Here is a 12,746-nt window from a genome sequence, read left to right on the forward strand (position 1 = left end):
GGAGCGAGCTTGCTCGCGATGGCGGCCATCCAGTCAACATCATCGGCACAGACCCACCGCTTTCGCGGGCAAGCCCGCTCCCACAAGGGAGTGGCGCTTACTTGAACATCCCCTGCACATTCCCCATCGCCTCATCGGCGAAGCCCTGGAGGAAATCCCTGAAGCCCGACGGCGTGTGGGCGTCGGTGTGGTCGGCGATGATGGTCCAGGTGGCGCGGCAGCGGTTGTCCGCCAGGGGCTCGACGCGCATGGCCGCCCACAGGTTGTCGATACCCAAGGTGTTGTAGATCAGCGTCCAGGTCATGTGCATGGCCTGGTCGTCACGGCTATTGAGCTGTTCCACCACCAGGTTCTGCCCATCGCGGAAGAATTTCTTGCGCAGGGACCTCACGCCCTCGCCGGTCATTTCGATGTGCTCCAGCGCCGGGATGAAACGGTTGAATCCGCCAAAATCACCCACCACGTCCCAGACGCGCGCCGCGTCGGCCGCGACCTCCACCGAGGTTTCGACCTGGCAGGCTTGGGGGTTTCTGATCAGGGTGTCGGGTTGAAATGCACTCATGGTCTTGCTCCTTGCTTTGGGTTGAGGGTGTTTCAGATGAAGTCGATGGCCTTGAGGTACTCGGCGCCGCGACGCAGCAGGGCCGGGGATTTTTCCGGGTAGCTGGCGCCCATCTGCCGCACGCCGGCGCGGGCGTTGTCATGGCTGATCAGTGAGATATCGCCGATGTCTTCTTCGAAGCCGTTGAGGTAGAAGCCCAGCACGCCAAACAACGCGTTGTCGGCATCGACCCGAGCCAATTGCCGTTGCCACTCGGCGACGCTGACCAGCGAAAACTCCCGGCCGCTGTCGCGGAACGACGCGACATAAGCATCCCAGCTCAAAGGCTGTGGGTTGTGCAGGTTGAACACCGCTTGCGTCGGCTGGTAACGGCTGGCGTGGAAGGCGATGAAACGGGCCAGGAAATCCACCGGCATCAGGTCGAAGTTGAGTGACAGCTCCGGCACCTGACCGAGTTGGATCGAGCCCTTGAGCATCAGCATCAGCCGATTTTTGTGGGGCTGGCAGACCCCGGTCAGGCTGTTGAAACTGATGTTGCCGGGACGGAACAGATTGACCCACACCCCGCGATCCCGGGCCCGCTGCAGGATCCGTTCGCCGACCCATTTGGACAGGTTGTAGCCGTTCTTGATGTAGATCGGCGGCGTCTCGGCGGCAGGCTGTTCCAGCACCTGGCCGTCGGCGTCCAGGGCACTGGAGGCGGAAAGCGTGGAGACGAAGTTGAAGATCTTCTTGCTGCGCCCTTCACACAGGCGCAAGCATTCGAAGATCGGCTCCACGTTGTCCCGCGCCAGGGACTCGTAGTCGAGCACATGGTTGACGTGGGCAGCGTTGTGCACCAGCGCGCCGAAGGTGCGGTCGATGCGGGTGTAGACGTCGTCTGGCAGACCCAATTGCGGTTGGGTGATGTCGGCGGCGTACACACTGACGCGGTCCAGGTTCAGGTGGGTCAGGTGATTGTCCTGGAGGGCCTGGGAGAAGCGCTCGGCTGCGCTTTGTTCAGCGCTCGCACGCACCAGGCATGCGACTTCGGTGGCGCCCCAGGCCAGCAGTGCCTCGACGATGTGCACGCCGAGAAAGCTGTTGGCGCCGGTCACCACCACCTTGTGCACATCGCCGTATTGGCTGATGGGCAGCGGATCGAGGTTGAGTTCGGCCTCGGCATCGATGAAGGCCTGGGGGCTGAGGACCGATGCACTGTTTTGATCAGGATCGTCCAGCAACTTGGCCAAGGTCATCAGCGTCGGCGCTTCGATAAAGCGATTGATCGACAGGCTGCGGCCGAACGTCTGGCGGATGCTCAACAACAGTCGCGACAGCAGGATCGAATGCCCGCCGAGGTTGAAGAAGCTTTCGTCGGTGGCGATGTCCTCGACGGGCAGTTCAAGCAGCTCGGCCCACAGTTGCTGCAATTGTGTCTCCAGGGCGTTCTGTGGCTGCCGGCGCTGGCCGTCGACCTGCACCTGCACCGCCATGGCGAGCAAGGCCCGACGATCGACCTTGCCATTGCTGGTGTACGGCAGGCTCGGCAATTCGACGTAGGCGGCCGGGTGCATGTAGCTGGGCAAGCTGTTCTGCACATGCTCGCGCAACGCCTGGAGGGCGTCGCCGGAGTGCTCGGGATGAACCAGGAACGCCAGGATTCGCCGCCGTTCATCGACCCCCACCGCCACTTGGCGAAACAACTGGCTATCGCGCAGGCAGTGCTCGATTTCCTCGGGCTCGACCCGAAAACCGCGGATCTTCACCTGATTATCGCGCCGGCCACACAGTTCGATGCCGTTGTCGGTCCACTGGCCGATATCACCCGTGCGATAGACCCGTAGCACTTGCCCGGTGGGCAGCGCCAGGTCGAGGTAGCGCGTCGCGGTCAGCGTCGGATCGTTCAAATAACCCAGGCCGACGCCCGGGCCGGCGATATACAACTCGCCGGGGACACCTTGGGGAACCGGTTGCAGCTGTTCGTCCAGGATCAGCACCCGGCCATTGGCGATGGGCACGCCGAGGTTACGGTTGTTGTCGCCGACGCCGAACTGTCGTGTGGTCACCAGCACTGTGGTTTCGGTCGGGCCGTAGATGTTGTGGAACTGGCATTGTGGCGCGAGGTGTTCGATCACGAACGGTTCGCAGACATCGCCGCCGGTGATCAGGTGCGTCAGGCCCAGCGGTGCATCAAGGGGCATGACGCTCAGCAGCGCAGGCGGCAGGAAGGCGTGGCTGATGTGCTGCTGGTGAATCAACGTGACCAGTTGCTGCGGATCGCGGCGCTGGTCTTCGCTGGGCACCACCAGCAAGGCGCCGTGGATGAAGGTCGGGAGGATATCCAGCAGCGACGCATCAAAGTTGATGGTGGAAAACTGCAACGCCCGGCTGTCGCGCTGCAACCCGACGTAGTCGCCGTACCAGGCACAGAAGTGACTGAGGTTGCGGTGGCTGAGCAACACGCCCTTGGGCTGGCCGGTGGTGCCGGAGGTGTAGATCGCCACGGCCGGAGCGTCGCTGTCCACCGTGCGGCGGATCAACGAAACCGGGATACCGGGCTTGGGCGATGGCAGTTGATGGACATTGAGCGTTGGCAATGCCAGGTCGCCCAGGTCGCTGTCGCCGTCGTGCAGCAGCAGGTCCGCCTGGGCATTTTCCAGGATGAAGCGCCGACGTTGCGCCGGGTGCTGCGGGTCCAGCGGCAGGTACACCGCGCCACAACCCAGCACCGCCAGGATCGCTGCGTACAGGTGTGCGGATTTGGGCAGGCAGACACCGATCACCTTGTGGGAGGCAGGCTTGCCCCCGATGAACGATGACGCGGTTTGCTTGAGAGCGTCGGTGTCTTCATCGCGGGCAAGCCTTGCTCCCACAGGTCCTGCTCTCCATGTTCCTGCAGGTTCGGAGCTCCGTAGCATTTGCAACATCGGCTCTTGCAACCTCAGCGCCAGGCGGCGCAAGGATTTGTAGTCGATGAGTTGTCCATCGACCCACAGGGCCGGTTGCGCCGCGTCGTCGAGCATGCGCTGTTCGATGCTGTGCATCACCGGCATGTCGGCGGCGGCGAGCAGCCAGGGTATTGGCGGCCGATTGAGGCCGTGCTCGAACGCCAGCGGCTCCAGCGCATCGAGCCCGAGCAGGGGTTGCTCGACAGCGTCAGCGTGTACCGTCGGCCAGTGATCGAAGCAGGTGTCATCCCGGGATAACTGGCTGACCAGCCGTGCGCCGGCCTCGACCACTGTCGCCAGGGTACGCAACCGCAGGGACTGACCGTTGCCATCGCTTTGCGGCGCAATCACCTCCTGGCACAACAGCCGCTGCGCGCCGTCGCGAAATATCACCACCGGTTGCGGCAATACCTCGCCGGGTAGCGTGCGCAGCGCCACGCGGACCTGGAGGCATGCGCGGGCTTCAATGGCTCGCGGTGTCGTACCGTCGTCGATCAACAGGTCGACCACACCGAGGTTGGCCGGCGATTGCCGATCCACGATGCCGTGGCCGTGCAGCTCCAGTTCCCGGGCCAGTTCGGCCATGGCCTGGCTGGTGCCAGGCACTGCAATTTCGAGGCGTTTCATCGAAAGGTCCTCATGGAGTCAGGTAATCAGCGAGGGCGTCGCGTACGCAGGGGGACGCGAGCATCGAGCTGCTGCGGAAAAAGCGCGTGATGTTGCCCACCAACGGGTGAAAACGATTGATGGGGTAGGCCAGCGCACTGGCGTCTTCACGCAGCGCCTGGCGTACCGATTCGTCGACGGGCAGGTGCGCGATCAGCTCGAAGTCGAACGCTTGCTGCAGGTCGCTTGCCAGGTACTGGACGATGAACCCGGGCATCAAGCGCGCAATCGCCGCGCGGTCCTCTTCGGGCGCGGTGCGCCAGTAGATCTGCACCAGTCGCGTCCAGAAACCCGAGTGGCGACCCTCGTCGAGCAAGTGATCGGCCATCAGCCCCTTGATCGAGGCCTTGACCGAGTCGTCCCGGGCGAAGGCCGCCACTTCATTGGTCACGGTGTTCTCGGCGATGGCGATGCAGATCAGCTCCACGGCGCTGAGCAGATGTTCCGGCGCCTGAGCCAAGGTTGCCGGTATCGCGCGGCTGAGTTCGATCTGCCCCGGCAACGGGATCGGTGCGATGCCGGTCATGTCGATGGTCTGCTGCATGAAGTCCATCGCCACCAGCGCGTGATAATCCTCGTCCACCACCACGGTCATCGCGTCGTAGCGGCAAGCGAACGGGAATTCGATGCCGAAGCGGTTCTTGGCGATGCGGCGGGCGGTGTGGTCCACCAGTTCGGTCTCGAAAATCACCACGTCGTTGATGAACTTGTAGAGGCTCTGCACCAGCACAAAGTCGCGCAATTGCGGACAGTGGCTGAGGAAGGTCTGGCTGTGCACCAGTGGCTGGCGGCTCATGGGGAAGATCAGCTTGTCGTCGTCTTCGACCCGGCGCCGTGGCCGGGTACGGATCGTGGCGCGGCTTTCCCAGGCGTCGGCGAAGGATTGGTATTCGACAGCGTTCATGGCGTCACCTGTGCAACCGGTTGGGCCATGCTCTGGCGCAAGCCATCCCACAAGGCCGCGCGGCTGTGGACAGCGGCAAGCGCGGCGACCAGTACTTCGCTTTCGCGCTGCGGGTCGCCATCGATCAGTCGGGCCAACAACTTTTCTGCCGCTGGGCCATGGTCTTCGGAATCGACTTCGATGTGCCGTTGCAGGTAATAACGAAAGGTCGGCGCCTGATCCAGGCCAATGCCCCAAGCGTCGAGCATGCGCTGGAACATCTGCGGGATCACACTCTCGCGACCGTGCACGAAGGCTGCTGCCACACTGTGGGCCGGGGCGTGCAGAGCGGTGTGCAAGGTCTGGCGGACAAACCTTGCCGCCGCTGGTTCGACCTCGACGCTGTCGAGCGCGGTCTCGGGGCTGACGCCCTCCTGCTGCAGGGTGATGAATTGCTCGATCGCGCGGGTATCGGCACCGATTTCCCGCATGGCGTCCAGGTACAGTTCGAAGTGGCTGCAATAGCCTGCGCCGGGGCGCTCATCCGACTCTTCTCCCAGTACGATTTCATTGATCAAGCGAGCCGCTTGCGGGTCGGCCGGCGGCAGCCAGGGCAGGTGGACGCAGGTGAGTTCGCGTTGCAGCCGCTTGGTCAGCGACATGAAGTCCCAGACGGCAAAGACATGGCTTTCCATAAAGCGGCGTAACAGATCGATTGATGTAATCTCGGAAAAAACCGGGTGTTGGCCAAGTTCGTGTTTTTTTAGAGATAGTTGTTCTTTGGATGGCTGCATCGGAACGTCCTCATCAATGATATTTTGTCCGGAAGGTTGCTCGTTATTTAATTAAGGCGAGCGGGTGCCTGAACCAGAATCCATGAATTGCCCAAGGGGCTTAAGCATTCTCTTTTAATCGTGATTTCGGCTTTCGAGGCCCGTATTTGCTTGGCTTGTCGCAAGTCGAAAGGGCCGCAAGTAACGCGGCGCATAAAAAACTAATACACCGAGCAAGTAAGTGGCAAGTATCTTTTTTAATTATTTAAAGTTGGTGTTTTATTGGGCGCGAAGAGGGCTTTTAAAACTTTTTATATAAGTTTTATTTGGGCGAAGAAGCTCCTTCCGATTTACGAGTATCAGAATCGAATAGTTCGAGTGAATGCCTCACTCGGAGCACTTCAGGGATCGGGGAGTTAAGAAATTTTATGTTATGGGCAGGACGTCGGTCGGACATCCGATCATCCCGCCGGTTGGACGACGCTCCTTGCGTATTGGCTTCGATTCGTCTGGCCTCAGCCAGGCGTTGACTTCTTCAGGTCTGTTTTGAATCGACAAGCGCAAGAGTGAGCCCAAATCGATGGCAGTGCCATTGAACTGATGGGACGACGAGTCGCGGCCACGGCCAGGCCGCGCCGCGCAGGCGACAAGTGAGTCGGAAGGATATGTAAGAAGTTTTTACGCCAGCTGGACCGTCGAGGCGGGATCAAGGATTCGACGACTGTTCCAGATACCGGCGCATGGTGACAGAGGCTTTTTCCAGGTGCCGCTCCAGCAATACGACGGCTTTATCGATGTCCTTGGCACACGCGGCATCGAGCAGCGCGCGATGATCGTCCTGGCTCAACTTGCCCAGCCCCATGGATGACAGATGAAAGCGCAGGAAGCGCTCTTCTTCATTGAGCTCGCGCTCGATCAGGTCCAGCAGCTTGCTGTTGGGTGCCTTGTGATAAAGCGACATGTGGAACAGGCGGTTGAGCTTGCCGATCTGGGCGTGATCCGTTTCCGTTTCCAGCTGTTCGATGTACTGGGCGGCCAGTGCCAGGTCGTTGTCATCGAGCAGCGGAATGGACAGGCGCAAGGCGAACGATTCCAGGACCGAGCGCAGGGCGTAGGTTTCTACCGCGTTGTTGGTGATCAACGGTGCCACTACGGCGCCCTTGTGCTGAACCACATTGAGCAGTGACTGTGCTTCGAGCTGGCGCAATGCCTCGCGCACCGGCATGCGGCTCACGCCGAACAGGTCGGCCAGTTCCTGCTGGCGCAGGGCAGTACCGCAAGGCAGGCGTCCATCGAGGATGGCCTCGCGCAGAGACTCTTCGATGATCGAGCGTGCCTGGTCGGCCGGGATGGGGCCGTTGACCTGGATCGTGCTGAGTGGTTTGGGCTTCTGTGTCACGACAACGTACCCTGATTGGTAGTAAAAATTGGATCCAGGCACACGGTAGTTACAGGTTAGCGAACCGTCAAAGTCTCTCGACCGGAGGTTCCTGAACTAAAGTTTAGTCTGCATGCGGTGATTGCACCTTGCCATTGTCTTTTAGTGGGCCAGGCGTCACCATCCAACGAATTTCCAACGACCCTTTTCGGACGTATTTCCCTTGGCTGCACCGTTCCCTGTCCTCAGGTCCTTGCGCTGGCTGTGTTCGGCATTGTTGCTGGCGGGCCTGATGCTGGGTGGCTTGCAGGCTGACTGGGACTTTGCGCAGATCAGTCGGCGGGCGCAAGCGTTATATGGGCCGCTGGGCGAAGGGCAGCAACGGATCGACGCTTGGCAGCAATTGCTGGCGACCCAGAAACAGATCCCGGAACTGGAACAGCTCAAGGTGGTGAACCTGTTTTTCAACAAACAGGTGCGCTACGTGGAAGACATCGACCTGTGGCGCGAGGTCGACTACTGGGAGACCCCGATCCAGGCCCTGTGGAAGGGCGCTGGCGATTGTGAAGACTACGCCATCGCCAAGTATTTCAGCCTGCGTCATCTCGGGGTGTCCAGTGACAAGCTGCGCATCACCTACGTCAAGGCCTTGCGGCAGAACCGTGCGCACATGGTGCTCACCTACTACGCCACGCCCGAGGCGATGCCGCTGGTACTCGACAGCCTGATCGACGGCATCCTGCCGGCCAGCCAGCGAACCGACTTGCTCCCGGTCTACTCTTTCAATGCCGAAGGGCTGTGGCTGCCGGGCGCCAAGGGCAACAAGAAAGTGAGTGATACCAAGCGCCTGTCCCGGTGGCAGGATGTGTTGAAGAAAATGCAGGCCGAAGGTTTTCCGGTCGAGACGACTAACTAGGAGCGCGCGCTCAGATGTCCTTGTTCAAACAGCTGTTGATCGCTATCTGTCTGTTCCTGGTGGTTGCCTTCAGCGGCAGCTTCATGGTCAGCCTGGAGAGCTCGCGGACCCAGTACGTCAACCAGTTGCGCTCCCACGCCCAGGACGCTGCCACGGCGCTGGCCCTGTCGCTGACGCCGAACATCGACGACCCGGCGATGGTGGAGCTGATGGTCAGCTCGATATTCGACAGCGGCTACTACGCCAGCATCCGCGTGGTCGACGTGGCCACCGACAAGACCCTCGTCGAGCGCACCGGCACGCCGGACGCCGGCAGCGTGCCGCAATGGTTCGTCAAGCTGATCGGCCTGGAACCGGCCGGTGGCGATGCCATCGTCAGCCGCGGCTGGGAGCAGGCGGCGCGGGTTGAAGTGGTCAGCCACCCGATGTTCGCCCTCGCCAAGCTGTGGCAGAGCGCGTTGGGCAGCCTGGGTTGGCTTTTGCTGTGTGGCGCCGTGAGCGCGGTGCTGGGGGCCTTGCTGCTGCGGCGCCAGCTCAAGCCGCTGGACTACATGGTGCATCAGTCCCATGCCATCGCCCGTCGCGAGTTCCTGAGCCTGCCAGAGCTGCCGCGCACGCCTGAACTGCGCCGCGTGGTGCAGGCGATGAACCAGATGGTCGAGAAGCTCAAGGCACTGTTCCAGGAGCAGGCCGAGCGCAGCGAGAAACTGCGGGTCGAGTCCTACCAGGACAACCTCACGGGCCTGGCCAACCGGCGCTATTTTGAAATGCAGCTCAATGCCCGGGTGAGCAACCCGGAGCAGGCCAGTTCCGGTTATCTGCTGTTGTTGCGGGTCAAGGACCTGGCCGGTTTGAACCAGCGGTTGGGCGGGCAGCGCACCGACCAGTTGCTCCAGGCCGTGGGTGAGCAATTGCTGCGTGAGTGCGCGCGGTATCCGGAAACCCACAACCTGGTCACGCGTATTCGCGGCGGGGAATTCGCGGTGCTGGCGCCTGGGCTGGTACGCGAGGAAGCGCTGCAACTGGCGCAGAACCTTGAGGCTGCATTGGCGAGCCTGCATGCGACCGGCGCGACGGATGTGGCGTCGGTGGCCTCCATCGGGCTGGCGCCGTTCGTCCATGGCGACTCGCCGCAAGCGGTGCTGCAGCTCGGCGACCAGGCCCTGGCCCAGGCCGAAAGCCAGGGCGAACCGGGTTGGGCTTGCCTGGACCACAGCGCGTCGGCCAGTGTCGGTGATGATCACCATGCCTGGCACAATTTGCTCGATCAGGCTCTGAGTCATCAGCGCTTCGAACTGTATTTCCAGCCGGTGGTGGCCGCCCAGGACACCCAGGTGGTGCTGCATTACAAAGTGCTGTCGCGGCTGTTGGACGAGCAGGGCCAGACCATCCCCGCCGGGCGTTTCCTGCCTTGGTTGGAGCGCTTCGGCTGGACTGCGCGCCTGGACCGCTTGATGCTTGAGCAAGTGCTCAGGCAAATGGCCGGGCATGAGCAATCCCTGGCGTTGAACCTGTCTTCGGCGACCTTGGCCGATCCGCAGGCGCTGAACAAGATCTTTGAGATCCTGCGGGCGCATTCCAACCTTGGGTCGCGCCTGACCCTGGAGATTGGTGAAGAGCAACTGCCGGAGCAAGCGGTGCTGGAGCAGTTGACCCGGCGTCTGCGTGAGTTGGGCTTCTCCTTGAGCCTGCAGCGTTTTGGTGGGCGATTCAGCATGATTGGCAACTTGTCGCGGTTGGGGTTGGCTTACCTGAAGATCGATGGCAGCTACATTCGTGCGATTGATCAGGAGAGCGATAAGCGCTTGTTCATCGAGGCGATTCAGCGGGCGGCTCACAGTATTGACCTGCCGTTGATTGCTGAGCGGGTTGAGACGGAGGGGGAGTTGGCGGTGATTCGGGAGATGGGGTTGTTTGGGGTTCAGGGGCAGTTGGTGGGTGAGCCTAAGCGTTGGGATTGAGACTTTTGCGCGAGTACATATCCGTTTCTGCGGTAACGGCTGCTTAGGGTTCCGCCCTTACGGCGGGTCACTTTTGGAAGAGCGCCAAAAGTAACCAAAAGCGCTTTGCCCCACCACTCGGTGCCTCGCCTAGGCTCGGCATGCCCGAACGAAGGCATTGCTCCGTGGGCCCGCCGCGAAGGGCCATCCATGGCCCAGCGCGGCTATCCCGGCATCCATGCCGGGATGCCCACTCCACAATGCCTGCGTTCGGCCATCGTGGTTAACGGGGCGCCGAGATCAACGTCCACCGCGAGGCGGCCTAGTAGCCGACCTGGCTCTCCCGGTCGTACACCCGTCAGATCTGTTTGAGCAGGATCTGTGGGAGCAAAGCTTGCTCGCGAGGCGGCCTTACAGCCGGCCTGATTCTCCCGGTCGTACATCCATCAGGACTGTTTGAGCAGGATCTGTGGGAGCAAAGCTTGCTCGCGAGGCGGCCTTACAGCCGGCCTGACTCTCCCGGTCGTACACCCATCAGCTCTGTTTGAGCAGGACCTGTGGGAGCGAAGCTTGCTCGCGAGGCGGCCTGATAGCCGACCTGGTTCTTTCGGCCGTACTTCGATCCTATTGTGGGAGCGAGCCTGCTCGCGAAGGCGGCGGTACATTCAGCATTAGTGCAAGCAGACCCACCGCCATCGCGAGCAAGCTCGGCTCCCACAGGGACCGGCGGTGGATTACGGATCTTCTAAACGACCAAAAACCTGTGTGGGAGCGAGCTTGCTCGCGATGGCGGTGGTGGTGGTTCAGTCATATGGATGTCGGGCTTGCCGGCCTCATCGCGAGCAGGCTCGCTCCCACAGGAGAAACGCGGTCCGACCAAGAACCAGGTCGGCTATAAGGCCGCCTCGTGGTGGACGTTGATCTCGGGCGCCCCATTAACCACGCTGGCCGAACGCAGGCATTGCGCAGTGGGCACCTCGGCATGGATGCCGAGGTAGCCGCGCTGGGCCATGGATGGCCCTTCGCGGCGGCCCACGGAGCAATGCCGGAGTGAGGGCACACCGAGCCTAAGCGAGGTGCCAAGTGGTGGGGCATGAGCGCTTTGGTTACTTTCGCGCTTTTCGAAAGTGACCCGCCGTCAGGGCGGAACCCTAAGTGGCCGTTACCGCAAAAACGGATATACACCCCCTCTAAAAGTAACGTCCTAGGAGATTTCCTTCGAGTTGTAGCGAACTTGGTGAACTTGTCCGGCGTCAGCCTCGTGGCTAGTCTGGGTTTGTCACTGAAAAAACGGTGACACGGACGTGCAAGTCCGAAGAAACTGTTTAGGATGCGACGCTACATCGCTCAGGGGCTTTCTTCTGCCCACTGGCTTTATGGCGGCTGCACGCAGGAGATCCTTGGATCTGCTGGGTGTCCTAAACAGGCCCGGTCTTGCACACCTGCGTACGGCCGCCACCCTAATTCGCGTGCAAGCGAACGGTGACGGTTCCCAACTAATTACTGTTTAGGGTATTTCTCATGTTCAAGGTCACACCAAATCCGCCAGGAAGCCCTGGCAACGGCTCTGAAAAATCCTCGAAATCCAAAAAACTCGACGAAGCCGCCGAACGCGTCCTCGACTACTACCTCAATCCCAAACCAACCGATGAAGCCTCGGGAAAAACCCAAACCGCCCAACTCTTCATGGTCTCCCCAGACATCGACACCGAAACCCTCCTGGCCAATGCCTCCGAAGACTTGCTGTCCATCAGCGCCATCGCCGCCGACCTGGCTGATGACGTCGGCGGCTCACGCCGCAGCGTGATCCTGGCGATCAGCCGAATGGCCGATGGGGTGCATTTGTTGGTAGAGCGGGCGATGGATCGGCTGGAGGTTCAAGCGGCGGGCTGACAGGCCTGCGGTGGATTGACCATTGCCATCGCGAGCAGGCTCGCTCCCACATTGGATCTGTGTCGAACCGAATATCGAGATCAACACCAATCAACTGTGGGAGCGAGCCTGCTCGCGATGGCGGAGGGTCAGTTTGCGGTGATGTTGGATACCCACAAGGTTTTTGGGTACTGCACGAACCTGTGGCGAGGGAGCTTGCTCCCGCTGGGTCGCGCAGCGGCCCCAAAAAAGCGATGAGCGCTGCGCACTCAAGCGGGAGCAAGCTCCCTCGCCACAAAAGCTTTCCAGCCATCTCGCCACAGTTTGATCAACGGCAAACATTGTGGGAGCGAGCTTGCTCGCGATGAGGGCCGTTCCGACACCGATGAAACCAGGCCTAGATCAACCCCTTCTCATCATCATCGATCAACCGGCTCAACCCGCCCAAGGCTTCCCGGGCCTGGGTGCGGTCCATCAGCTTGGCCTGGGCTGCGGCTGGCAGGTCGGTGACACGGATGACGCCTTTGCTGGTCAGCACCTGGATCAAGTCATCGAGTACCCGGATCATCTCCAGGTCGCTCTGCTTGAGCTGCTTGAGGCTGTTTTCCACTGCCTGGTTGGCGAACCAGTCCTGGATCTCGTGGTTGTCGGCCGGCAAGGTTTCGGTGGCCTCGGCATAAGCGGTGGCTTCTACGCGCACCAGCAGGCCTTGTGCATCGCGTTGCACATAAAACATCGGGCATCCCTCATGTATGAAGCGGCGTCATGCTGGGCAGCATAGGCCAACTGTGGGGGAGTATGGAGGGTGGAGACGAAATCGTCATCC

The 12,746-nt window shown here is 61.2% G+C and carries 10 protein-coding genes; 3 read left to right on the top strand and 7 right to left on the bottom strand.

The window, feature by feature from the left end; translation table 11 throughout:
• Positions 1 to 97 precede the first annotated feature (97 nt).
• The 5 genes from LOY50_RS01010 to LOY50_RS01030 all read right to left on the bottom strand — a co-directional run bounded on the left by LOY50_RS01010 (position 98) and on the right by LOY50_RS01030 (position 7,213).
• Entirely contained in the window at positions 98 to 562 is a 465-nt protein-coding gene (locus LOY50_RS01010; RefSeq protein ID WP_024618586.1) for an SRPBCC family protein, read from the bottom strand.
• 32 nt (positions 563 to 594) lie between these two features.
• Positions 595 to 4,119, bottom strand: coding sequence for a non-ribosomal peptide synthetase (locus LOY50_RS01015; RefSeq protein WP_258690150.1), 3,525 nt, complete (start codon positions 4,117 to 4,119; stop codon positions 595 to 597).
• A gap of 10 nt (positions 4,120 to 4,129) precedes the next feature.
• Complete coding sequence (locus LOY50_RS01020) at positions 4,130 to 5,062, bottom strand: diiron oxygenase (protein ID WP_253470803.1); 933 nt, start codon at positions 5,060 to 5,062, stop codon at positions 4,130 to 4,132.
• Positions 5,059 to 5,835 (bottom strand): DUF3050 domain-containing protein, encoded by a 777-nt coding sequence (locus tag LOY50_RS01025; protein ID WP_253470805.1) that lies wholly within the window; start codon positions 5,833 to 5,835, stop codon positions 5,059 to 5,061. The genes LOY50_RS01020 and LOY50_RS01025 overlap by 4 nt, the downstream gene beginning before the upstream one ends.
• A 685-nt stretch (positions 5,836 to 6,520) precedes the next feature.
• Positions 6,521 to 7,213 carry a GntR family transcriptional regulator gene (locus LOY50_RS01030; RefSeq protein ID WP_258690151.1) on the bottom strand — a complete coding sequence of 231 codons (693 nt, stop codon included), beginning with the start codon at positions 7,211 to 7,213 and terminating at the stop codon, positions 6,521 to 6,523.
• Positions 7,214 to 7,484: 271 nt separating this feature from the next.
• On the opposite strand from LOY50_RS01030, the gene lapG reads away from it, so the two are divergent.
• Positions 7,485 to 8,108, top strand: a complete 624-nt coding sequence (gene lapG / locus LOY50_RS01035) for a cysteine protease LapG (protein ID WP_408980851.1) — start codon at positions 7,485 to 7,487, stop codon at positions 8,106 to 8,108.
• A gap of 14 nt (positions 8,109 to 8,122) precedes the next feature.
• A complete protein-coding gene (gene lapD, locus LOY50_RS01040; protein WP_258690152.1) occupies positions 8,123 to 10,069 on the top strand; it encodes a cyclic di-GMP receptor LapD in 1,947 nt (648 codons plus the stop codon).
• Between the two features lie 871 nt (positions 10,070 to 10,940).
• Here the strand turns inward: lapD and LOY50_RS01045 are convergent.
• Positions 10,941 to 11,084 carry a hypothetical protein gene (locus LOY50_RS01045; protein WP_253478692.1) on the bottom strand — a complete coding sequence of 48 codons (144 nt, stop codon included), beginning with the start codon at positions 11,082 to 11,084 and terminating at the stop codon, positions 10,941 to 10,943.
• Positions 11,085 to 11,569: 485 nt separating this feature from the next.
• Here LOY50_RS01045 and LOY50_RS01050 point away from each other — a divergent pair, with 485 nt between their 5' ends.
• Entirely contained in the window at positions 11,570 to 11,941 is a 372-nt protein-coding gene (locus LOY50_RS01050; RefSeq protein ID WP_258690153.1) for a DUF6124 family protein, read from the top strand.
• Between the two features lie 376 nt (positions 11,942 to 12,317).
• On the opposite strand, the gene LOY50_RS01055 is transcribed toward LOY50_RS01050, so the two are convergent.
• Positions 12,318 to 12,656 (bottom strand): hypothetical protein, encoded by a 339-nt coding sequence (locus LOY50_RS01055; RefSeq protein WP_053161687.1) that lies wholly within the window; start codon positions 12,654 to 12,656, stop codon positions 12,318 to 12,320.
• Between the last annotated feature and the right edge of the window lie 90 nt (positions 12,657 to 12,746).

It is taken from the genome of Pseudomonas sp. B21-010, from assembly GCF_024749325.1.
In the GTDB taxonomy this organism is placed as follows: Bacteria; Pseudomonadota; Gammaproteobacteria; order Pseudomonadales; family Pseudomonadaceae; genus Aquipseudomonas; species Aquipseudomonas kilonensis.

What these genes read in the sequence shown, in the direction of transcription:
- lapD (WP_258690152.1), top strand. Translation starts at nt 8,123, where the DNA reads ATGTCCTTGTTCAAACAGCTGTTGATCGCTATCTGTCTGTTCCTGGTG.
- LOY50_RS01025 (WP_253470805.1), bottom strand. Translation starts at nt 5,835, where the DNA reads ATGCAGCCATCCAAAGAACAACTATCTCTAAAAAAACACGAACTTGGC.
- LOY50_RS01055 (WP_053161687.1), bottom strand. Translation starts at nt 12,656, where the DNA reads ATGTTTTATGTGCAACGCGATGCACAAGGCCTGCTGGTGCGCGTAGAA.
- LOY50_RS01050 (WP_258690153.1), top strand. Translation starts at nt 11,570, where the DNA reads ATGTTCAAGGTCACACCAAATCCGCCAGGAAGCCCTGGCAACGGCTCT.
- LOY50_RS01010 (WP_024618586.1), bottom strand. Translation starts at nt 562, where the DNA reads ATGAGTGCATTTCAACCCGACACCCTGATCAGAAACCCCCAAGCCTGC.
- lapG (WP_408980851.1), top strand. Translation starts at nt 7,485, where the DNA reads ATGCTGGGTGGCTTGCAGGCTGACTGGGACTTTGCGCAGATCAGTCGG.
- LOY50_RS01020 (WP_253470803.1), bottom strand. Translation starts at nt 5,062, where the DNA reads ATGAACGCTGTCGAATACCAATCCTTCGCCGACGCCTGGGAAAGCCGC.
- LOY50_RS01015 (WP_258690150.1), bottom strand. Translation starts at nt 4,119, where the DNA reads ATGAAACGCCTCGAAATTGCAGTGCCTGGCACCAGCCAGGCCATGGCC.